Raw genomic sequence first — 21,721 nt, forward strand, 5'->3', positions numbered from 1 at the left:
TTCCAAACGCTGGTCCGGACGTGCGCGCGATTATCGAAACCCACGTGCCCGGTGGATGTTGCGCGCAAAGTGGCAAGTTGATCTTGCCCATTCAAGGCTTTCTATTGAAAACGCCAGATCATTTGATCCTTGTGGATGCATGCGTGGGCAATGACAAAACCGTGCCAAACATGCCAGATTGGCATCAACTCAAAGGGACGCGTTTCATGAGTTCGCTTGCCGCCGCTGGGGTCACTGTGGCGGATGTGGATTATGTGATGTGCACCCATTTGCACACGGATCATATCGGATGGAACACGCGTTTGGTTGATGGGCGCTGGGTGCCGACCTTTCCGAATGCGCGCTATCTTTTACCTGCTGAAGACGATGAATTCTTTAGCGTTCACGCGGGTAAGGCCTATGAGAAAAGCGTGCTGCCCGTGGTCGAGGCAAACCAGTCCGAACGTGTGAGTGGGGGACATATGCTGGGCGATTATATCTCTCTCATTCCAACGCCGGGCCATACGCCGGGTCACGTGTCAGTACTTATCAAAAGCAATAATGCCGAGGCGATCATCACAGGCGATGCGTTGCACACGACCGCGCAGATGGCCCATCCTGAATGGCACTTCAAGTACGACATGGATGCAGAGCAGGCCGAAGCCTCGCGTCGCCACCTTTTAGGCAAGGCAGCAGAGCGCAATCAACGTGTGCTTGGCAGCCACTTTGCCTTGCCTTCAATCGGTTGCGTTAGGGCCAAGGGTGATGCGTTCGAATGGGACGCAGATTAATTTCAAAGTTTTTTCCAAGGATTGACGGCGCGCCCGCGTCCTATGATCGTAATGCGCATGAACACAGGTGATAATGAGCTGGCCTTGGCCGCAGCAGGCGGGGATGCACAAGCCTTCGCGCTGCTGATTGAGCGGTCTTATGATCGCCTCTTTGGTCTATGTTTTCGCCTTATGGGTTCGCAGGCCGAAGCCGAAGATCTGTGCCAAAATATTTGTGCCGCGCTCTCTGCTAAGTTGATCCATTTCGAAGGTGCCTCTGCATTTTCTACGTGGCTTTACCGTGTCGCGGTAAATGCGGCCCATGATCGTCGACGTCGTGCCGTGACGCGTTCAAAAGCGGCGCAAGGCTGGGGCGATTGGGAAGTGAACCGAACAGAGACCAACAAAGAACAGGCCGAGGCGCAGGACTGGCTGATGAGCGCAATTGGCACCCTGCCTGACGATCTGCGTGATACGGTTGCGCTTGTCATGGATGACATGAACCACCGCGATGTGGGGGAGGTTCTGGGCGTGTCTGAGGGTACAGTCAGTTGGCGTATGAGTGAAGTCAAAAAGCACCTCAAAGTGATCAAGGAGAGCGAGCAATGAGCGATGATCTAGACGATCTTAAACACGCCTTTACGCGCGCAACCCCTGCGCCTGATGCGAAGCGTCGCGCAGAAAATTTGGTGTTGGCCCAAGAAAATTTCGCAATGCGCCAAGGAACACCAAGCGCGGTACGTCCTATACATGACGCCCCAAAAATGGGCGGGTTTGTAAAAGGAATACGTGCAATGTTTAATGCTTTGTCCTCAAAAGCAGGTTTGACTGCGACGACGGCTTTGGCCGCATTCGGCTTGGTTCTGATCACACCAGTTCTACGCGAAGGTCCACCCGTGGTGTTTGCACCAGAACCTGCGGTTATGATGGAAGCACCTGTGATCGTTGTCGAAGAGGCAATCGCAATGGACACCGTCGACGACAGTGCCGCTGTAGGGATGGCTATATCTGCACCTGCGCCGCGTATGATGAGCAAGCAAGCAAGTCGTACGCGTATCGCGCCTGTTGCTGGCCTCGTCGCTGATGCGCCAATGATTGTGCCAGAGAAGGATACGGAAGCGTTCGCCCCAGAAAATACGTTGAAAGTGACCAGCGAAACACCTGTGTCGACCTTCTCTGTAGACGTCGACACGGCTAGCTATTCCATCGTGCGGTCGTCCTTGATGAACGGCCAATTGCCACCTGCTGCTGCCGTTCGGATCGAGGAAATGGTGAACTATTTCCCCTATGGTTACGCCGCCCCAGAGCAAGGTGCATTCGCAACCTCACTTGCTATGATGCAGACGCCCTGGAATGAAAACACCCAACTGTTGCGCATCGCGGTGCAGGGTGAAATGCCAGAGGTCGCAGCACGTCCCGCGCTGAATTTGGTGTTTTTGATTGATACATCGGGGTCAATGAACCAGCCTGATAAACTGCCTTTGCTCAAACAATCTTTGCGGCTCATGCTGGGTCAATTGCGCGCCGAAGATCAAGTTGCGATTGTTGCCTATGCGGGAAGTGCGGGGCAGGTTTTGGAGCCGACTGCGGCCTCTGAACGCGAAGTGATCCTTGGCGCGTTGGACCGCCTTAGCGCGGGTGGTGGCACCAATGGGCAAGCGGGTTTGCAACAGGCGTATACGCTGGCAGCTGCGATGCAAGACGACGGTGAAATTAGCCGCGTTCTACTAGCGACCGATGGCGACTTCAATGTGGGCCTTAGCAACCCTGACGCGCTGAAAGACTACATTGCGGACAGGCGTGACAGTGGGACGTTCCTGTCGGTTCTGGGCTTTGGTCGTGGCAATCTGGATGACGCTACAATGCAAGCCTTGGCGCAGAACGGGAACGGACAGGCTTCCTATATTGATAGTCTGCCAGAGGCGCAGAAGGTGCTGGTGGATCAATTGACTGGCGCGTTGTTCCCGATTGCGAGTGATGTGAAAATACAGGTGGAATTCAATCCTGCGACCGTCTCTGAATATCGTTTGATCGGCTATGAAACCCGTGCTTTGCGTCGTGAGGATTTCAATAACGACAAGGTCGACGCTGGCGATATCGGGGCAGGTCACCAAGTCACCGCGCTCTATGAGTTCACCCCAACTGGTGCACAAGGTCAAGTCGACGCGCTGCGTTATGGCGAAGGTGTCGTGGGTGGATCCGAGGGCGAACTTGGCTACCTAAAGCTACGCTACAAAAATCCAGGAGGTGCGGACAGTCAGCTGGTCGAACGTGCTATCCCGACGGCGCTTGAGGCGGATACAGAGCTGGCGTTCGCAGCCGCTATTGCAGGTTTTGGTGAACTGTTGCGCAGTAGCGAGCGACTGAGCGATTGGTCCTATAATGACGCCGTTAAACTTGCGACGGATGCGCGCGGCGAAGACAGGTTTGGCTACCGCGCGGAAGCGATCAAATTGATGCGCCTTGCTGGTTCGCTTAGCCAGTAGAACGGAAAAAAGGCTCGAGTGGGAGGCGCTCGGGCCTTTCGTCGTCTAGGATGATTGGTTAGTTAACTGCTTTGGCGTCAACCACATCCTTTGTCACACTGCTTGCGCGCGCGATTTCAATCTGACGTGGTTTCAGTGCTTCGGGCACTTCACGGGTCAACTCGATGTGAAGCATACCATCTTCATGGCTGGCCCCCGTGACGCGCACGTGGTCGGCTAAATGGAAGCGACGCTCAAACGCGCGCGTCGCGATGCCACGGTGCAAATAACTGCGCTCGACCTCGTCTTCAACCTTGCGTGCGGTGACAAGCAGCGCGCCTTCTTTCACTTCAACCGAAAGATCAGCGTCAGAGAAACCTGCAACCGCGATCGAGATGCGATAGCCGTCATCGGACGTCTTTTCGATGTTATAAGGGGGATATGAATTGGTGCTGACATCCTTGGACATCACGCGGTCCATCATGTCTGCAATTTGGTCAAAACCAATTGTTGCGCGGTGCATAGGAGCAAAATCAAAAGTTCTCATGGGTCATCCTCACGTGAGCAATAACAATATAAATGGCCTTCCCATTCGGGACCGAGCAGTGTCAGCAGCCCATCATTGGCGCTGCGATGTTATTGACTTGGGAAGGGTTCAGAACGGTTTCAAGACCTGACGTGCAGATCAATTACAGATTAATCGCCGACGCGCACAAACCGCGCTTGCGATGTCTTGCGCGCACTTTTGGTGCTGACGTTGACCCGCTGTTTCGCTTTCATGCGACGAATTGGTGTTGAGCGGATGTTCTTTTTCAGCGTGGCTAAACGCTCCACCAACTCCATTCCATAGGCGACGCGCTTGCCATTCTGCGTGCCAAGTGCGAAAATAATCTCAAAAATCCGATAACGTCCGTTTTCGGATGCAAAGATTGCAAAGCCCGAAGACCCATAGGTGACATTGCAGTCCAAAACCACCAAACCACGGTGGCGATCCAATATATTGCACCCTTTTTGCCACGAAATCTGTTCGTTGCGGCCACGCCCATAGGACACAACGCTGACGGGCCCATCGATAGCGTCACCAGAATGCAGCGCAAAGGGATCTGCGACAGAGGTTGGGATAGGATCGTCGAGCAATATGAGTGCGATGTCAGATACCACGCGCGCGTAGCTAAGTTTCCCGGGGCTATAGGCAGGATCGACTGCAATGCGATAGGCCGTGCGTTTGGCCAGTGCCTTGCCATCGGTCAGAGCAGCGCGAAACGTGAGATCTTCGGCTTGGTAGGGTTGGCCTGTGCTTTTCTTGTAGACGCAATGTGCAGCTGTAAGAACCAAGTCAGAAGCGATAAGCGTCGCGCTGCAATATCCGTCAGGGCTATCGAGGCGACCAACTGCTTCAAGGCCGAGGAAATCACCTATTTGTGTCAAAGCTGTAAGCGAGGTGCTTTGTTCTGCGAACACGCCAAACGGTGACAAAAAAAGGCTGACCGCTAGGATCAAACGGATCACGGTTTCACAAACTTTGCGCCAGAAGCCCCACGACCTTTTGCCGTAGCAGCGGCCCGGCTCTCCAGAGTTCCGACAACGCTAAAGCGACCACGACCCGCCGCAAGTTCTGCGCGCAGCCGCACAAAGGGGCCCTCCAAAGCGGTGCCAAGGGAGACAGGTGTGCCTTGCACTTCGGCCTTCGCAGAAACGACGGAAACGATTTTTGCGGTGCCGTTGTCGATACTAAAGATTGGCGCGCCAGAAGACCCGAAATTCACATCGCAGGACATAATCAAAACGCCTTTTTGACGGGCCATGACGTGACAGGATTCTTGCAAAGACGGCGCTTCTGAGCGATCTAACGCGTAAGATACGATACCGATCTTGTCCCCTTTTGCGGGGCGTTCAGCCGTCTCGAAGGGAATGACGGTTGTGTTGCGAATGGGGCTGTCCAGCTCAATCAAAGCCAAATCATTTCGAACACGTTCTGTCGTCGCGGTGCCGTCATAAATGTAATCAGGATGAACCACCGCACGGCGAACGTGGCGATACGCAGAGGCGCGACCATCGCGCCAACCTGCACGAAATTCCATGGCTTCATGTTCAACACGTTGGCCAGAATCACGGTCATACAAGCAATGCGCAGCGGTCAGCACTAAATCGGGCGCAATCAATGCACCGGTGCAGAACCCTTTGCCAGCCACATCAATGCGCCCAAACGCTTTCCACCCGCGAGTTTCATCGCCAGTGTTCAGCCGCTTTAGGCCGCTAGATTGTGCGCTTGCTCTGCTGGAAAGGGCCAAAGCCCAAAAGATCAAAAACAAGACCCGCGTCATGCCGTCTCCAATACGTTGGGGGATGTATAGAGGCGGGTTAGGGCTAGATTATGGCATTCATCGCAAATTTGGAATTTTATGTGCAGTGTGATCGACGTCCATTTTAGGGGGGCGTGGCCCACCTGTGGCCCAGTCCAAAAGTTCGACCGTATGAACGACAGGAATGCCTGCAGCAGACCCAATTTGCATCATGCAGCCGATGTTTCCTGCTGCGATAACGTCAGGGTTTTTGGCCATCAGTGTCGTGATTTTACGCTCTTTCAGTTGCGCGGATATTTCGGGCTGCATAAGGTTATAGGTCCCCGCAGAGCCGCAGCAAAGATGGCTATCCTTTGGCTCAACAACGGTGAATCCAACACGTTTTAGCAGATCTTTAGGCGCTGACTTTACTTGCTGTCCGTGCTGCAGAGAACATGCAGCATGATAAGCAACGGTCATTTCCGGCGCGCCACCTTGCGCTAAATCAAGGTCTTTAAGAACTTCGCTCACGTCCTTTGCGATTGCTGCAACGCGTTTGGCATTGGCCTCTAAAGGATTGCCCGCAAACATATTGCCGTAGTCTTTAATCGTTGTTCCGCAGCCCGAGGTGTTAATCACAATGGCATCCAAACCATCGCCGTCCATTTCAGAAACCCAGGCGTTGATATTTGCAGCCGCTGCTGCGTGGCTTTCGCTTTGCTTGCCCATATGGTGGGTCAGTGCACCGCAACAGCCCTGACCTTTTGCCACGACAACTTCACATCCCAGCCGCGTCAGCAGGCGGATAGTGGCATCGTTGATATCTGTATCCAGCGCCTTTTGCGCACATCCTGTCATCAAGGCGACACGCTTTTTGCGCGCAACTTTGGGGGCAAAGCTTTGTGGATCATCATTGCGGCTAACGGGTGGGATTTGTTTCGGGACCATCGCGACCATTGCGCGCAAACGCTTGTCGGGGATTATCCGTGCAAAGGGGCCGGCCATCTTTGCACCAAGCAAGGCCACGCGAAACCGCATAGGGTAGGGCAAAATGCGCGCAAGCATCCAGCGCAGCGCACGTTCGCTCAAGGGGCGTTGGTAGTTCTCTTCAATATATTTGCGCGCGTGATCGACCAGATGCATGTAGTTCACACCCGACGGGCATGTGCTCATGCAGGCAAGACAACCCAAGCAACGATCAATGTGCCCAACAGTTTTTGCGTCAGGTTTTCGGCCTGTCTCTAGCATTTCCTTGATCAGATAAATACGTCCGCGGGGGCTGTCGAGTTCATCGCCAAGCACTTGATATGTCGGACAAGTTGCTGTGCAAAATCCGCAATGCACGCAGGACCGCAGGATGCTGTTCGAGCGCTGGATTGCAGGATCCTGCATTTGCAGGTCTGTGAATTCAGTCTTCATGATGTGGCTCCCATGAGGCCCGGATTTAGTAGGCCTTTAGGGTCAAAGCGTGTGCGCAAACCCATGCTGATTTTTGCAAGTGGCGCAGGTTCTGGATGGAACCGACCTAGTCTGGTAAAATCGTCATTTGATGCACGCATTAAGGTCGCGTGCCCTGAAACACCCATTTTAGCGCGTACATCCGTTCCGCTTGGCACCACTGCCCAGATCAAACCACCACCCCAATCCAGTTGGGCCATTGTGGGTTTCAAGGCTTCTAGTACATGGGGCGCATCGCTTGGCTTGACTGAAATGCGCCATAGATTTCCATCGGCCCCGATAAGTCCGCGCGCATCGCGAATATCGCGCCAGATCGTGGCGCACATGTCTTGATCGTCAACGATTTCAACATCGCCAAATGGGGCTAAGACCTTGATAAGGCTGGCCGCACGATAGCGAACAGATGCGTCGAAGCCCTCTAGGCGCAGCAGAACCATCCCATCCACGTTGCGCGCCGCACCAGACACTTCGAAAGGGGATCCAAGGGCTGCAGACATTGCGCGCACCGCCTGCACAGCGTTCAAATCAGGCAAGCGCAAACACACTTGCATCTCAACTGTTGGCAAAACTTTCAAAGACAGTTCACTCAGCACCCCAAGCGTTCCATGCGCGCCACTCATCAGCTTGACCAGATCATAACCGGTCACGTTTTTCATCACGCGGCCACCGTTTTTGACCACGTTGCCCGCACCATCGACAAAACGCACACCCAACATGAAGTCGCGACACGCGCCCGCGGATAAACGTCGCGGGCCAGACGCATTGCTGGCGACAACGCCGCCAATTGTGCTGTCGCCTGTTGTCCCTAAAACATCGCGTAGATCGGCAGGCTCAAACGCGAGGCGCTGGTTGTCTGCGGCCAAAGCGATTTCAATGTCAGCAATCGTCGTTCCTGCCTGGGCGACAAGTGTCAAAGCGCCAGGTTCGTAGAGCGTGATGCCGGACAAGCCGCTCATGTCGAGTGTTTTTGCTTCAAGCAGCCCCGTCAAACGCGTGCCGCCCCCTTTGATCTGGAAGGGGGTTTTGGCGTCAGCGATCAATTCGGAGAGTTCTTGTTCAGATGTCGGTTTCATTCAGCGGCCACCTGCATTGTGCGACGGCTGTCCGACACATCCAAAGGAAACACCTTCGCGGGATTTAAAAGCCACTTGGGGTCAAACACGTCCTTGATTGCCATTTGTGCTGCCAAGTCGTTCGGCGCGTATTGATAACTCATCAAATCGCGCTTTTCGATTCCGACGCCGTGTTCGCCGGTCAAACAGCCACCCGCTTCAACACACAGCTTCAAAATTTCTGCGCCAAATGCTTCGCAGAGTGCCAGATCGCCTTCTTTGTTGGCATCAAACAGGATCAACGGGTGCATATTTCCGTCGCCTGCGTGGAAAACATTACCAACGTCCAAGCCGAATTCTTTGGACATTTCACCAATGCGGCGCAGGACCATGGGCAAAGAGGACACTGGGATTGTCCCATCCAAGCACATGTAGTCGTTGATTTGTCCCATCGCGCCAAATGCGCTTTTGCGTCCTAGCCAGATCCGCGACGCTTCATCGCCATCGCGTGCCTCGCGGAATTCGACAGGGTTATGACGCTCTGCAATCTCACGGATTAGGGTCAGTTGCGCGTCGATCTCAGACTCTGATCCCTCAACTTCTATGATCAATACGGCCTCACAAAGGGGATACCCCGCGTGTGCGTAATTTTCGATCACTTCGATCACACGACGGTCCATAAATTCGATGGCCACGGGCAGTACCCCGGCCTTGATAATGTCGGAGACACAAGCCCCTGCGACCTCATTGCTGTCAAAGCCAACCAGAACCGGACGCGCGCCCTCGGGTTTGTGTAGAATGCGCAAAGTTGCCTCGGTCACGACGCCTAGCTGGCCTTCAGATCCGCAAATAACACCCAGCAGATCAAGCCCGCCGCTATCCAAGTGCGCACCACCAATTTCGACAATTTCGCCGTCCATCATCACCAGTGTGACGCCAAGCAAGTTGTTCGTGGTCACACCGTACTTCAAACAATGCGCACCACCAGAGTTCATCGCAATGTTGCCGGCGATGGCGCAGGCGAGCTGGCTGGATGGATCAGGCGCGTAGAAGAAATTTTCCTCCGCGACGGCGCCAGAAACACTTAGGTTTGTGCGTCCGGTTTGCACACGAATAACGCGATTTGCATAATCTGTGTCAAGCACATCGTTCATCCGCGCCACGCCCAAGATCACGCAATCTGCCGTTGGCAAAGCGCCGCCCGCAAGTGACGTGCCAGAGCCACGCGGAACCACTGGTACGTTCATGTCGTGGCAAATACGAAGGACGTGGGACACTTCTTGTGTGCTGCGTGGCAAGACAGCCAATAGCGGTGGGCATTTATAAGCGGTCAGCGCGTCACATTCGTAAGCGCGTGTTTCCATTTCATCCTCAATCACCGCATCAGATGGCAGAACGGCCAACAGTCGAGCAACGAGTTCGGCCTTGCGTGATAAAATAATCGGATCGGGGCGTGGCATGTCCATGGAAACGTCCTTTCAGAGATTGGTAATAAAATATAACCAATTTATCGCGTTGGCAAGGGTTCATTGGTCAGCCTATGAAAGGGGATGAATATCATTGATCGCCTCACCCTTTTTTCGCCGCTTGACTTTGCGGCGGTTGCGCTGTTGTTTGGGCTTTGGTTCGCAATCGGTTGGCGCATTGAACATCCTTCCGCAAAACGTGCTTCGGTCTCAGTACTTATGGCGGGGTATCGCCGTGAATGGATGCGCCAGATGATTACGCGCAGTCCGCGGATTTACGATGCTGCGATCTTGGGCAGTCTTCGCCAAGGAACAGCCTTTTTTGCATCAGCCAGCATGATCTCGATCGGTGGTGTCCTTGCGTTAGTGGGAAACACTGAGCAGCTTATTGGAATCGCTGATGATCTCACACTTGGGCGTGATCCTGCGATTGTTTGGGAACTCAAACTGATGGTCACGCTGTTCTTCGTGACAAACGCGTTTCTCAAGTTCGTTTGGTCTAACCGCTTGTTTGGATATTGTGCCGTTCTCATGTCTGCCGTTCCCAATGAAGTCGACCACTCCGCAACGCTGCCCCGCGCCATGCAAGCGGGTGAAATAAACGTCACGGCTGCACGTGGGTTCAATCGTGGTTTGCGATCCGTTTACTTTGGTCTTGCCTCGGTTTCTTGGCTGGGTGGCCCTTTTGCACTCATTGCGGCCAGCTTGGTAACGTGCCTCGTTTTATGGCGCCGCGAGTTTGCATCGCAGTCGCGCGACGTGTTGCTTGCGGGTGACAACTACGGTGCATAACACGCTTGTGATTGCTAGAATCGCATTGGCGACTTTAAGGAGGCCATAATGAAGCCAATACATTTCTTTTTTGCTGCACTTTTAAGCGCAACGTCTGCGGTCGCGGAAGCACCCGTAGTGGTCAAGGCCGTCGCCACACCAGCAGCGATGGGCTGGGATTTCGATGTTTCGCTCGCGCATGGTGACACGGGTTGGGATCACTATGCGGATGCGTGGCAGATCGAGGATTCAGCAGGTAGTATTCTCGGAACGCGCACGCTGCACCACCCACATGTAAATGAGCAGCCCTTCACCCGCAGTTTGCGTCAGGTCATGATTCCAGACGGCACGCGCGAAGTGTTTGTCCGTGTGAAGTGTTCGCAAACGCATTGGAAAAAAGAGCGATATTCGGTTTCATTGAACCGCTAGCGTCGACCTTCGCGCAACCATGCGGCTACGATCAATCCAGATGCCAAAAGTAGAACCAACCACGCTGGCAATAGTGGGGTTTGACGCACGTTAAGGGTTTCATATGCACTGCGTGGTGTGATCCCAACCCAACCACGACCTGCAGCAGGGCGCCCTTCGCGCACGGCTCGTATAGTCGGTATACCGTCTTCCAAACGTAGGATCCCGCCGCGTGTTGCATCAATTGTGGGCTCAAGAAGGTCACCCGTCGCAATTGTCTTTTCGAATTCACGTGGCGCTGCTGGACCAAGTCCAATAACTGCCTCGTGCTCACTGTCCTTCAAACGATATAGCCCGATTTCGCCACCTGTATGTCGTGCTTCAAACCGTCCGGGCTGGGTTTCGATCATGTCCAGTTCGACCTCTGATCCATCAGGCGCTGTGACAATGACAGGAGCTGCGCGTTCGCTTAGGGTTCGGCGAATGATGCGCATAGATTGGCCCGTGGCTTGTGCCATCAGCGCGTCTTCTTCCAGCTCAGGTTCGCCCATCATCCAATGTGCAAGGCGACGTAGCAATTCCAACTGCGGCCCACCGCCTTCAAACCCTCGGTTCCAGAGCCACGCATGATCAGAGGCCAACATTGCAACACGGCCTTCGCCGACACGGTTCAAGATCAAGAGGGGGCGTTCATCAATGCCTGTCATCAAGACATCACCTGTATTGGCCTCGACCTCAATCTGGCGCATCCAACGGCCCCAATTTTCTGCATCAGGCAGGCCAGCGGTCACAGGATGACGCGCGCCAAGATCACTTATGGTTGGGCGATAGCCTTGTTCGATCACGCGTGCGGTGGGCGTGGCAGGCAGAATTTCCGCCAAGGGGGATCGATAGATACTGTTGGAAGACGCAAAATCAGGCCCCGCTGCGACCAATACCGCACCCCCCTCTTGAACATAGCGCACCACGTTTTCAAGGTAGAGCGAGGGCAGGATGCCACGGCGCTTGTAGCGGTCAAAAATGATTAGATCAAAGTCTTCGATCTTGTCCATGAACAGTTCGCGCGTGGGAAACGCGATCAGGGATAGTTCAGACGTTGGCACGCCATCTTGCTTTTCTGGAGGGCGCAAAATAGTGAAGTGGACCAAGTCGACGGAACTGTCGGATTTCAACAGGTTACGCCATGTGCGACCGCCCGGATGGGGTTCGCCAGACACCAGCAAAACGCGCAAACGATCGCGGACGCCATTCATCTGGATCAGCGCAGTGTTGTTGCGCGCGGTCAACTCGCCCTCAGCAGTTGGAACACTGAACTGGATCACGTTGCGCCCACCATGTGGCAACGTGAGTGGTAGATCAATCTCTGCACCTGTCGGGACTTCGAACCGCTGGGGGGTGCCGCCATCAATAGAGATATCAAGTGGAGCAAAACCTGTTCCAGTAGGGGCCGCACCCATGTCCTCGATCTTTAGTGTTAGGGTCACAGCTTTGCCCAAGATTGCAAAAGCAGGCGCATTGGTAACGCTAAGACGTCGATCCCAATCGGTGGATTTCCCAGTCAACAACAGATGCAAAGGTGCCGGCATATTCGGCGCACGTTCTAGGTCATGCACGCGCCCATCGCTGAGCAAGAACGCCCCTGCGATCCGTGATTGCGGTAGCTCTGCAAGCGTTTCGCTCAGCACGCTCATCAACTGCGTGCCCGCGTCGCCAGCCCCATCTTGAACGCTCACACGTACGATGTCTGTATCACTGCGTTCAGCTAGCAATGCCTCTAAGGCATCGCTGGCTTGTGACGTAACATCGGCGCGTTCAGCTAAGGATTGCGACGCGCTTTCGTCGCTAATGATCACAACGATATCATTCAAATTACCACGTTCTTCGCGCTGCAAGCTAGGACCCGTAAGCGCTGCAATAACGACTATGCCTGCAAAGCCACGCAGCCACGCACCCGACAAACGACGCCAAACAGACAGACCCAAACCCGCGAACACAACGACCGCGGCTGCGATCAGAAGTGCCATAGGAACGAGGGGATCAAAGACGATGGTTTGTGTCATTGGCCAAGCCTATCCAGAAGGGCAGGCACATGGACCTGATCGGATTTATAATTACCCGTCAACACATGCATCACCAGATTAACGCCGAACCGATAGGCCAATTCGCGCTGGCGTTCGCCCGCGAACCCGCGCCCGATTGGGAACATAGAACTGCCGCGCGCATCCATCGCCCACGCCGCGGCCCAGTCGTTACCGCCGATCACTACAGGGCTGACACCGTCGTTGAGATTTCGGAACGGCATTCCCTCAACGCGCTCAGCGTTTTTTGGCGCGGCCTCAAGCCAGACATCACGCGCGGTGTGGCGGCCTGGAAAATCCTGAAGCAGATAAAACGTGCGCGTCAGGACATGATCCGCAGGCAGGGGTTCCAGCGGCGGAATGTCGAGGGGTGCCGCAAGCGATTGCAGTTTTCGCCCATTCGGACTGGCCGCGCCAAAGCGCGCAATGTCTGCGTCACGCGTATCGAACAGGATCATGCCACCAGAGCGCAGATAAGCGTTCAGCTTGGAGTAGGCGTTGGCAGAGGGCGCGGGTTGATCGGGTGTGATGGGCCAATAAAGCAGGGGGAAGAAGGCCAGTTCGTCAGTTTCCAAATCGATACCAACAGGATCAGCAGGTTCGATCGAGGTGTGAAAGAAAAGCGTTTGTGACAGGCCGAACAGCCCCGCTTCAGCAACGCGATCAACGTCGGCATTGCGCGTAATGACATGGCCAAGCACAAGTTCAGAAGAGGCCGCGAGCGCAAATGCATCTTGTTGCGCGTCGGCGGGGAAGTTAAGCAAAAGAAGCGCGCCAATGCCTACGATGGCACCGCGCAAACGGCCTGACATCGCAAGCGACGCGACGATATCGATCATTAAAAGCGCAAGGGCGAGGCTGAGCAGTATGCCCCCAAACGGTGTTTCGGGACGTGTTTGCATTTGACGAATATCGGTACCAACTGGCCAGCTTGCAACGTTCAATACCGTCTCTGCACTGATCAAATTACGCGCGATTTGGCGGGCTTTGCCTTCGTACAGCCCGGGCTGGAGATCAGGCCCAAGTGGATCGTCGAACAATCGCTCGCCTGCGACACCGGGTAAGGTGTCCGCATCTGCAATTCGTCCAAAACCGTTCACAACGCGAATAGGTTTCCACGTGGTTCCTTCAAGGCCACTGGCCTGTTGGTCGCCCGCAAGGGATGAAATGGCAAGGCGGTCCAACATGCTAACGAAGAGGCCAGACAGAGGCAGGCTGGACCATTCGGCGTTCGCGGTGACGTGGAACAAAACGATCTGTCCCTCGCCAAGGGGTTTGCGCGTGACCAAGGGTGTTCCGTCGCTCAGGCTTGCGATGACGCGCGCGGCGAGCGTGGGATCGGGCTGTGCCATGACTTGCGAGGACACATCCACATCGCCCGCAAGTGGGAGGCCGAAAAAGGGGCTGTCTTCAGTGAACGGCGCCAATGCTTTGGGTGTTCCCCAGCTCATTGCGCCGCCGACTGTTCGCCCACCTGCGCGCAATCGTACAGGCATCAACATGTCCTCGCTTGAGCGGCTAACATCGCTGCCCGCAAGGCGCGAACCAGCGAAACGCACTAGCAATCCACCTTCTTCAACCCAATCTGTCAGCGCGGCTTTTTCAGCGGGTGCAATTGTTGCGACATCAGCCAAAATCACGACGTCGGGCGCGGCAGGCAGGATGTCGAGCAAACTGCCCTCCAATAATTCCGCGTTGGGCTGCAAGGCTTGGCGAAGATAATGCAAGGGCGAGAGCAGCTCTAACCCTTCGCGATCTTCGCGCCCTGCTATCAATGCGACTTCGCGGCGTCGCAGGCTATCATCAGAGAGCGTTACAGCCCCGGCAGAGCGCACGCCCGCGAGCGCGAAATGCGTGATCCGTGCGCGTAATTCGGCAGGAAGAGAGACTTCAGCAATCGCAGTCTTGGCACTGTTTTCGAAGACGATGTCAGCGCGTGCTAAAATGCGGGGTGCGCCAGCGGGGTCTTTGCCATGTACCTCTGCTTGGACGGTTTGCGCTGGTCCATTCGTTGCGCGGCGCGCTTCCAAAATGGTGACGCCGCTTTCAAAGCGCGCAGGTGCGAGAGCGATTGGGGTGCTGGGTGCGTTCAACACACGAAGCGCACCCTTGGAAGTAAACAGCCCAACGATGTCATTGCGCGTATCGCGCGCGATTTCGTCTGACAGCCAAACAGTGTCAAAGGCGTCATCGGACAAAAGCGGTTCTATGGACTGTGCGCTGTGGCTTGGTTCCCACGCGCTTGGGTTTAGACCTGCGAGCGTGCTTTGCACTTCTGTTGCGGATTGGAACGTCACCTGTTCTGGCGCGCTGAGGTTCAAAATTGCTGCGGTTCGCCCCGCGCGTGCGGTATCGCGTAAAACACGATCCATCATGTCGATCCGCGTCGGCCAATCTGGTGCGCTAGCCCAGCTCGCATCTATTGCAATCAAAAGAGGCCCACGCCCGATTTCATCGCTGCGCGGGTTTAGAACGGGTCCTGCAAGGCCGATGATAAGCGCTGCGAGCGCGAGCATGCGAAGTAAGAGCAGCCACCACGGGGTACGATCGCTGACCTGTTCGTCGTCCTTCAAACCTAGCAACAATGTAACGCTCGGAAAAATGCGACGGATGGGGGCAGGTGGCACGGCGCGTAAAAGCACCCAAAGGATGGGCAGCGCGATCAGTCCGAGCAAGAGCCACGGCGCGGTGAACCCGAGTGCGCCAATCATGCGGATTGCTCCAATGCGCGGTGCAGCCAGAGCAAGGCCGTCTGTGCGGATGCATCCGTGTGATGTGTTGTGAATTGCCAGCCTGTGACGCTGCAAAGGTGACGAAGTGCATCTTTGCGCGCGGCCAATTTTTCAAGGTACTTATCGCGCAAGTCGTTTGCTTTTAGCGTTTCATACCGGAGGGTTTTGCCGGCACTTTCAAAAATGGTGCGCCCGTGGAACGGAAAGCTTTCCTCGGCGGGATCCAAAACTTGCATCAGCGCCCCACGCACGCCCCTGTCGGCGGCTTTGGTTAGGGCTTGTTCCACCGCGTCGATATCGCCCATGAAATCAGAGATGAACAGTGCGCGCGCGTGAGGCAGCATCGCGCGGGCTTCTGGGACGCCGTATTCAACGTCAGCGTTGTGTGAGAAATGTTCGGCAAGACGCAAAACTTGTGCGCGGCCACGGCGGGGGGGCAGGTCTGTTCCTGTGACGCCAACACGTTCGCCGCCTTTGATTAACAGGATGGAGGCGGCCAACGCGATCAGTCGTGCGCGGTCTGACTTTTCTGGATGTGATGTGTTGCTGGTGAAGCGCATGGATGCGGAGGCATCAACCCAAAGCATGACGCTTTGCGCAACTTGCCATTCACGTTCACGCACGAATTCATTGTCGGATCGTGCGGAACGGCGCCAATCGATCATGCGGCGGCTGTCCCCCAATTGCACAGGGCGATATTGCCAGAAATCATCACCCATGCCTGCGCGGCGGCGTCCGTGTTCCCCCAGCAAAACTGTACCTGCTAAATGCTCTGCGCGCACCAAAAGTGGCGGCAGGCGCGAGGCCTCGGATTCAGCGTTTAGACGAAGAGTGCGGGGCGTGTTCACGCGGCGTCGGCCTTTGATCCAGCGATCTGCTGCGCAGTTTCAGCGATGAGGTTAGACAAGCTGTCACCCCGTGCACGCGCCGCGAAATTAAGCGCCATGCGGTGGCCCAAAACAGGTTCTGCCATATCGATCACGTCCTCTGGCGATGGGGCAAGACGACCATCTAGCAAGGCCTTGGCGCGCACGGTCAGCATCAAGGCTTGGGCGGCACGCGGGCCGGGCCCCCATGCCACGGTTTCTTTGACGCGCGCACCTGCACCAGCTTCATCTGGGCGGAAGGCGCGGACAAGATCGAGGATCATTTCGACCACACTATCGCCAACGGGCATACGGCGCAGCAATGTTTGCGCGGCAAGAAGTTCACCTGTTGAGAAAACAGCATGCGCATCTTCTTCAGCGACACCAGTGGTTGCGATCAGGATGTCGCGTTCTGTATCGCGATCAGGGTAGGGAACGTTGATCTGTACAAGGAAGCGGTCAAGTTGAGCTTCGGGCAGGAGGTACGTGCCTTCCTGCTCAATCGGGTTCTGCGTAGCGAGGACGTGGAAAGGTGCGGTCAATGCGCGGTCTGCACCAGCGACGGTTACGATCTTTTCCTGCATTGCTTGCAAAAGCGCGGACTGCGTGCGGGGCGAGGCGCGGTTGATTTCGTCGGCCATAAGGAGCTGACAGAAGATCGGGCCCTCGATAAATTTGAATGCACGACTGCCGTCTGCACCTGTTTCCAGAACCTCTGAGCCGAGGATATCTGCAGGCATCAAGTCTGGCGTGAATTGTACGCGATTGCCATGCAGGCCCATCACGGTGGAGAGCGTTTCAACAAGACGCGTTTTGCCTAGACCCGGAAGGCCGATCAGCAACGCATGTCCGCCGCACAGCAATGCAGACAAGGTCAGGTCGACAACGCGCTCTTGTCCGATGAAACGTTTGTTGATCGAGGCCTTTGCATCTGCAAGACGTGCGCCCAGCGTTTCTATGTCTGTGACTAAATCTTCGGCGCTGGACATTGTAACTCTTCCTTGAACTCTGGGTATGATGGTATGAGAATAGGCCCCTAAGGACAAATAACAAAACAATGAGTGGACAAAATGCTGTGACACCAGACGCCGCAGGGCTAGCCGCCTCTGCCAAAGCCGCAACCAAGGGCAAAGGTTTGCCCCCGGTCCATCTGTGGGATCCGCCGTTTTGTGGTGATTTGGACATGCAAATCAAACGTGACGGGACATGGTTCTACATGGGCACTCCCATCGGCAGGTTTGAGCTGGTGAAGCTGTTTTCGTCGATTTTGAAACTGGAGGACGGGAAGTATTTTTTAGTCACGCCAGTGGAGAAGGTTGGTATCACGGTTGAAGATGCTCCGTTTGTCGCCTTGGACTTTGAGGTTTTGGGCGACGTGATCCAGTTTGAGACACAGGTTGGCGATTTTGTAAATGCTGGTTTTGAGCATCCAATTCGTGTCGTGCGCGATCCTGAAACGGGTGAACCGTCGCCCTATGTCATGGTGCGCGCGGGGCTTGAAGCATTGATTGATCGCAAGAGTTTCTATCGCTTGGTCGATATCGGTGTGCATCATGAGGGTTGGTTCGGGTTTTGGTCGTCTGGCGTGTTTTTCCAGATCATTCCGTCAGCGGAGCTTGAGGCGTAGAGTGCCTCCGGCGGAAGTTTGTTTGGAAAGATGAAGGGAGGCGTAGCTGCTGGTTTGCGATGTCCCATTCTTTTAGTAGGCGCTTGGGAGCGTGTTCGCGCCAGATGGACGTCAGCCGTGCTCTTGCCCAGTCTTTGTCGATGTGACCTGCTGCGACGAGGATCAGGTTATGGGCCTTGTAGTGGTCGTGTCGAATGAACGTTTTTGGGTCAGCTTGGCGCAGTATGGCGCGTTCGTCTTTGTCACATCTGAAAAGAGCGGCGTCTGCGTATGGGGACCACCATGTCCAGAGCTTACCGTGAGCTTTTAGGACTGGGTTGCCCCAGCTTGTTGATTCTTCGACTTTCGGCAGCCCGAGTGAGAGCGCGAAGGCTTTAAGCTCGAGCCAGTTGTTTATCATTAATGCGCTTCTGCCCAGTTCGCGCCTTGGCCCGCGTCCACGATCAGTGGGACGTCGAGCTTGACGACGGGATCAGCAGCATTTTCCATGATGTCTTTGGCTGTCGCGATGAGTTTACCTACGCCGTCTTTATCGACCTCGAACAGGAGTTCATCGTGGACCTGCAGCAACATTTTCGCGGGCTGACCTGCGATGGCATCGGGCATCCGTATCATTGCGCGGCGGATGATGTCGGCGGCTGTTCCCTGGATTGGGGCGTTGATTGCGGCGCGTTTAGCAAAGCCGGCTTGGGGGCCTTTGGCGTTGATGTTGGGCGTGTGGATCACGCGACCAAACAGGGTTTCGACGCGGTCGTGTTTCTTGGCGAATTCGGTCGTGTCGTTCATGTATTCCTTGATGCCCGGGAAGCGTTCGAAATAGCGGTCGATAAAACCCTGCGCCTCAGACCGTGGGATACGTAAATTACGGGCAAGACCGAAGCCGGAAATGCCGTAGATGACGCCAAAGTTGATTGCTTTGGCTTGGCGGCGCACATCGGGGGTCATTTCATCAAGAGGCACATCAAACATTTCGGACGCGGTCATTGCGTGGATGTCGTGGCCGTCTTTGAACGCCTGTTTCAGGCTGTCGATGCCAGCGACATGGGCAAGTATGCGCAATTCGATCTGAGAATAATCGAGGGCCACGAGGACTTTGCCTTCTTCAGCGATAAACGCTTCGCGGATGCGGCGTCCTTCCTCGGAACGGATAGGGATGTTTTGCAGGTTTGGATCGGTGGATGACAGGCGACCAGTGGATGCGCCTGCGATGGAGTAGGACGTGTGAACGCGGCCCGTGTCTGGGTTGATGTGATCTTGTAGCGCGTCTGTGTAGGTTGATTTCAACTTGGAAAGCTGGCGCCAATCGAGGATGCGACGTGGCATTTCGTGCTCTGTCGCGAGGTCTTCTAGGATGTCTGCACCAGTCGCGTATTTCCCGTTCTTCCCTTTCTTGCCGCCCTCCAAACCCATTTCGTCAAAGAGAATTTCGCCAACCTGAGCCGGGCTACCTACGTTAAAAGGTCGACCCGCGAATTCATGGATGTCGGCCTCAAGCGAGGCCATCTTCTGCGCAAATGCGTTGGACATACGGGATAGCACGTCGCGGTCTACTTTGATGCCGTAGCGTTCCATTTGGGCCAAGACAGGCACCAAGGGGCGTTCCATGGTTTCGTAAACGCGTGTGGTTTTGGCGGTATGAAGTGAGGGTTTGAAGAGTTGCCATAGACGCAATGTAACGTCGGCATCCTCAGCTGCGTAAGGCGTCGCTTGGTCGATTGGAACGCGGTCGAATGTGATCGCGGATTTACCAGCACCGAGCAGGGGTTTGATCGGGATAGGCGTGTGGCCAAGGTAGCGTTCGGATAGCGCGTCCATGCCGTGGTTATGCAGGCCTGCGTGTTGCGCGTAAGACAAAAGCATCGTGTCGTCGATTGGCGCGATGTTGATGTCGTAGCGCGCGAAGATCTTGGCGTCGTATTTCATGTTCTGGCCGATTTTCATGACGCTGGGATCTTCGAGAAGCGGTTTCAATACGGCAATCGCGGTCTCTAGATCAATCTGGCCTGCAGCCAAATCATCAGAGCCGAACAGATCATCCGTATCGGCGTCTTTGTGTGTCAAAGGGATGTAGCAAGCTTTACCCGCCTCGGTGCACATCGAGATACCAACGAGGTCTGCGATCATGTCGTTCAAGCCTGTGGTTTCGGTGTCCACGGCGACGTAGCCGCGCGCGTATGCGTTGTCGATCCACGGTTGCAGCGCGCCAAGATCACGTACGCATTCGTATTTTTCGGCGTCAAAGGGAACAGCTGCTGGGGCGTCCAGTGATCCCGCTTTGATTGGCGCGTCCGCAATTTCAGGCATGGGCGCGTCAAGCGCTTCTGAGATACGTTTTGTCAGTGTGCGGAATTCCATTTCAGCAAGAAATTCGAGCAGTTCATCGGCGATTGGGTCCTGTACTTCGAGGTCGTCCAAAGTGAACCCTAAGGGGGTTGCCGCATCAAGTGTCACGAGGCGCTTGCTTAGTTCGATTTGTGCGCGATGGTCGATCAATGTTTGGCGACGCTTGGGTTGTTTGATCTCTCCCGCGCGGTCCAGCAGCTCTTCAAGTGTGCCGTATTCGTTGATCAACAATGCGGCGGTCTTGATGCCGATGCCGGGTGCACCAGGAACGTTATCGGCAGTGTCACCTGCAAGGGCCTGCACATCTACGACACCTTTGGGGTAGACGCCAAACTTTTCGAACACGCCGTCACGATCGATGCGCTTTTGCTTCATCGCGTCGTACATTTCGACGCCGTCGCCAACGAGTTGCATCATGTCTTTGTCTGACGAAATGATGGTGCAACGCCCGCCTGCTTCACGCGCTTGCAGCGCAAGGGTCGCGATGATGTCGTCTGCCTCGTAACCCTCGATCTCTTCACAGGCGATGTTGAAGGCTTTGGTGGCACGACGGGTCAATGGCATTTGGGGGCGCAGGTCCTCTGGCATTGCGTCGCGATTGGCCTTGTAGAGGTCATACATGTCGTTGCGAAACGTGTGGCTGCCCTTGTCGAAAATCACTGCGACATGGGTCACGTCGCTATCAACATTTCCCTCAACATACCGCTGAAGCATGTTGCAAAACCCAGCAACGGCCCCGATGGGCAAGCCATCTGATTTGCGCGTCAAAGGAGGCAGCGCGTGGTAGGCGCGAAAGATGAAGGCAGAGCCATCAATCAGATGCAGATGGCATCCTTTGTCGAAATTGGTGCTCATGAAAATGCCCCCAAGGCTGTTTTAGCGTTGGGGGCATACTAGACGTGTTGGGTCCTTTAGGGCCAGTCCGTTTGTGGACCTATTCAGGTAATTGAGCGATCAACGCCAACGAGAGATATGTCGCCGACTTCCAGAATTCCGATTGCACCGCGAATATCTGCGGTTCGCACGCCGTCAAGATGGATTTGCGACGAACTTCCTGCTTCGACAAGCGTGACAACTGGAACGGGGCCGTTGCTGTCGTATTCAATGATCAATGTATCTTCACCGTCCACATAATCGTGAACCAACATTTGACGTACATCGGCATCGCTATGGATGTGGAACGTATCGCTACCTGCGCCGCCAACAGCAACGTCAGCAGTTTCAAGGTAAATATGATCATCGCCGTCACCACCGCTGAGATAATCAGTAGATACGTCCTGCGCTGGGGTAGTTAAGCTGGAAACATCAACGCCGACAAACGGTGCAGAGGCAATAATATCAGCCGTGGATCCTGTCGCAAAGAGGGTTGGATCCAGAACTTCTAGCTGGTTCAACGCATCCTGTATTTCGACCGTCAGCTCCAC

18 protein-coding genes and 1 pseudogene are annotated in these 21,721 nt (G+C 55.1%); 6 read left to right on the forward strand and 13 right to left on the reverse strand.

Translation table 11 applies throughout. The features are described 5' to 3' along the window. The 3 genes from QZ279_RS09570 to QZ279_RS09580 all read left to right on the forward strand — a co-directional run. Positions 1 to 770: MBL fold metallo-hydrolase (locus QZ279_RS09570; RefSeq protein ID WP_293450244.1), on the forward strand; the 770-nt coding region annotated here is incomplete at its 5' end. 57 nt (positions 771 to 827) lie between these two features. Then, entirely contained in the window at positions 828 to 1,358 is a 531-nt protein-coding gene (locus QZ279_RS09575; RefSeq protein WP_293450246.1) for an RNA polymerase sigma factor, read from the forward strand. After that, positions 1,355 to 3,235, forward strand: a complete 1,881-nt coding sequence (locus QZ279_RS09580; protein WP_293450248.1) for a VWA domain-containing protein — start codon at positions 1,355 to 1,357, stop codon at positions 3,233 to 3,235. The genes QZ279_RS09575 and QZ279_RS09580 overlap by 4 nt, the downstream gene beginning before the upstream one ends. Positions 3,236 to 3,293: 58 nt before the next feature. Here the strand turns inward: QZ279_RS09580 and QZ279_RS09585 are convergent, their stop codons facing one another. The 6 genes from QZ279_RS09585 to QZ279_RS09610 form a co-directional block, all read right to left on the reverse strand. Continuing rightward, complete coding sequence (locus tag QZ279_RS09585) at positions 3,294 to 3,761, reverse strand: Hsp20 family protein (protein ID WP_293450250.1); 468 nt, start codon at positions 3,759 to 3,761, stop codon at positions 3,294 to 3,296. 149 nt (positions 3,762 to 3,910) lie between these two features. Continuing rightward, positions 3,911 to 4,723, reverse strand: a complete 813-nt coding sequence (locus QZ279_RS09590; RefSeq protein ID WP_293450252.1) for a trypsin-like peptidase domain-containing protein — start codon at positions 4,721 to 4,723, stop codon at positions 3,911 to 3,913. Next, positions 4,720 to 5,538 carry a S1 family peptidase gene (locus QZ279_RS09595; protein WP_293450254.1) on the reverse strand — a complete coding sequence of 273 codons (819 nt, stop codon included), beginning with the start codon at positions 5,536 to 5,538 and terminating at the stop codon, positions 4,720 to 4,722. The genes QZ279_RS09590 and QZ279_RS09595 overlap by 4 nt, the downstream gene beginning before the upstream one ends. A 57-nt stretch (positions 5,539 to 5,595) precedes the next feature. After that, a complete protein-coding gene (gene glcF, locus QZ279_RS09600) occupies positions 5,596 to 6,915 on the reverse strand; it encodes a glycolate oxidase subunit GlcF (RefSeq protein WP_293450256.1) in 1,320 nt (439 codons plus the stop codon). After that, complete coding sequence (locus QZ279_RS09605) at positions 6,912 to 8,027, reverse strand: FAD-binding protein (protein ID WP_293450258.1); 1,116 nt, start codon at positions 8,025 to 8,027, stop codon at positions 6,912 to 6,914. The genes glcF and QZ279_RS09605 overlap by 4 nt, the downstream gene beginning before the upstream one ends. After that, positions 8,024 to 9,472 carry an FAD-linked oxidase C-terminal domain-containing protein gene (locus QZ279_RS09610; RefSeq protein ID WP_293450260.1) on the reverse strand — a complete coding sequence of 483 codons (1,449 nt, stop codon included), beginning with the start codon at positions 9,470 to 9,472 and terminating at the stop codon, positions 8,024 to 8,026. The genes QZ279_RS09605 and QZ279_RS09610 overlap by 4 nt, the downstream gene beginning before the upstream one ends. Positions 9,473 to 9,556: 84 nt before the next feature. On the opposite strand from QZ279_RS09610, the gene QZ279_RS09615 reads away from it, so the two are divergent. Both QZ279_RS09615 and QZ279_RS09620 read left to right on the forward strand, forming a co-directional pair. After that, on the forward strand, positions 9,557 to 10,264 hold the full coding sequence (locus tag QZ279_RS09615) for a DUF599 domain-containing protein (RefSeq protein ID WP_293450262.1): 708 nt from the start codon (positions 9,557 to 9,559) through the stop codon (positions 10,262 to 10,264). A 48-nt stretch (positions 10,265 to 10,312) separates the two neighbouring features. Continuing rightward, a complete protein-coding gene (locus tag QZ279_RS09620; protein WP_293450264.1) occupies positions 10,313 to 10,672 on the forward strand; it encodes a hypothetical protein in 360 nt (119 codons plus the stop codon). On the opposite strand, the gene QZ279_RS09625 is transcribed toward QZ279_RS09620, so the two are convergent. The 4 genes from QZ279_RS09625 to QZ279_RS09640 are packed head-to-tail and all read right to left on the reverse strand — an operon-like array spanning position 10,669 to position 17,316. After that, positions 10,669 to 12,711: a hypothetical protein gene (locus QZ279_RS09625; RefSeq protein WP_293450266.1), complete on the reverse strand. Its 2,043-nt coding sequence runs from the start codon at positions 12,709 to 12,711 to the stop codon at positions 10,669 to 10,671. The two genes, QZ279_RS09620 and QZ279_RS09625, sit on opposite strands and share 4 nt — an antisense overlap. Then, entirely contained in the window at positions 12,708 to 15,440 is a 2,733-nt protein-coding gene (locus QZ279_RS09630) for a DUF4159 domain-containing protein (RefSeq protein ID WP_293450268.1), read from the reverse strand. The genes QZ279_RS09625 and QZ279_RS09630 overlap by 4 nt, the downstream gene beginning before the upstream one ends. Continuing rightward, positions 15,437 to 16,309, reverse strand: coding sequence for a DUF58 domain-containing protein (locus QZ279_RS09635; protein WP_293450270.1), 873 nt, complete (start codon positions 16,307 to 16,309; stop codon positions 15,437 to 15,439). Before QZ279_RS09635 ends, QZ279_RS09630 begins: the two co-directional genes overlap by 4 nt. Further along, the gene (locus QZ279_RS09640) at positions 16,306 to 17,316 is read right to left on the reverse strand and encodes a MoxR family ATPase (protein WP_293450272.1); all 1,011 of its coding nucleotides are present in this window, start codon (positions 17,314 to 17,316) and stop codon (positions 16,306 to 16,308) included. Before QZ279_RS09640 ends, QZ279_RS09635 begins: the two co-directional genes overlap by 4 nt. A 68-nt stretch (positions 17,317 to 17,384) precedes the next feature. Between QZ279_RS09640 and QZ279_RS09645 the strand changes: the two genes are divergently transcribed. Continuing rightward, positions 17,385 to 17,954, forward strand: a complete 570-nt coding sequence (locus QZ279_RS09645; RefSeq protein ID WP_293450274.1) for a DUF1285 domain-containing protein — start codon at positions 17,385 to 17,387, stop codon at positions 17,952 to 17,954. On the opposite strand, the gene QZ279_RS15745 is transcribed toward QZ279_RS09645, so the two are convergent. The 3 genes and pseudogenes from QZ279_RS15745 to QZ279_RS09655 all read right to left on the reverse strand — a co-directional run. After that, positions 17,926 to 18,354 (reverse strand): MmcQ/YjbR family DNA-binding protein, encoded by a 429-nt coding sequence (locus tag QZ279_RS15745; protein WP_366513924.1) that lies wholly within the window; start codon positions 18,352 to 18,354, stop codon positions 17,926 to 17,928. The two genes, QZ279_RS09645 and QZ279_RS15745, sit on opposite strands and share 29 nt — an antisense overlap. Then, complete coding sequence (gene polA, locus QZ279_RS09650) at positions 18,354 to 21,152, reverse strand: DNA polymerase I (RefSeq protein ID WP_293450276.1); 2,799 nt, start codon at positions 21,150 to 21,152, stop codon at positions 18,354 to 18,356. Before polA ends, QZ279_RS15745 begins: the two co-directional genes overlap by 1 nt. An 83-nt stretch (positions 21,153 to 21,235) precedes the next feature. Next, positions 21,236 to 21,721 (reverse strand): annotated as a pseudogene (locus QZ279_RS09655) (hypothetical protein); the annotation flags it as partial.

The sequence above is a fragment of the Planktotalea sp. genome, from assembly GCF_018607965.1.
Taxonomy (GTDB): Bacteria; Pseudomonadota; Alphaproteobacteria; order Rhodobacterales; family Rhodobacteraceae; genus Planktotalea.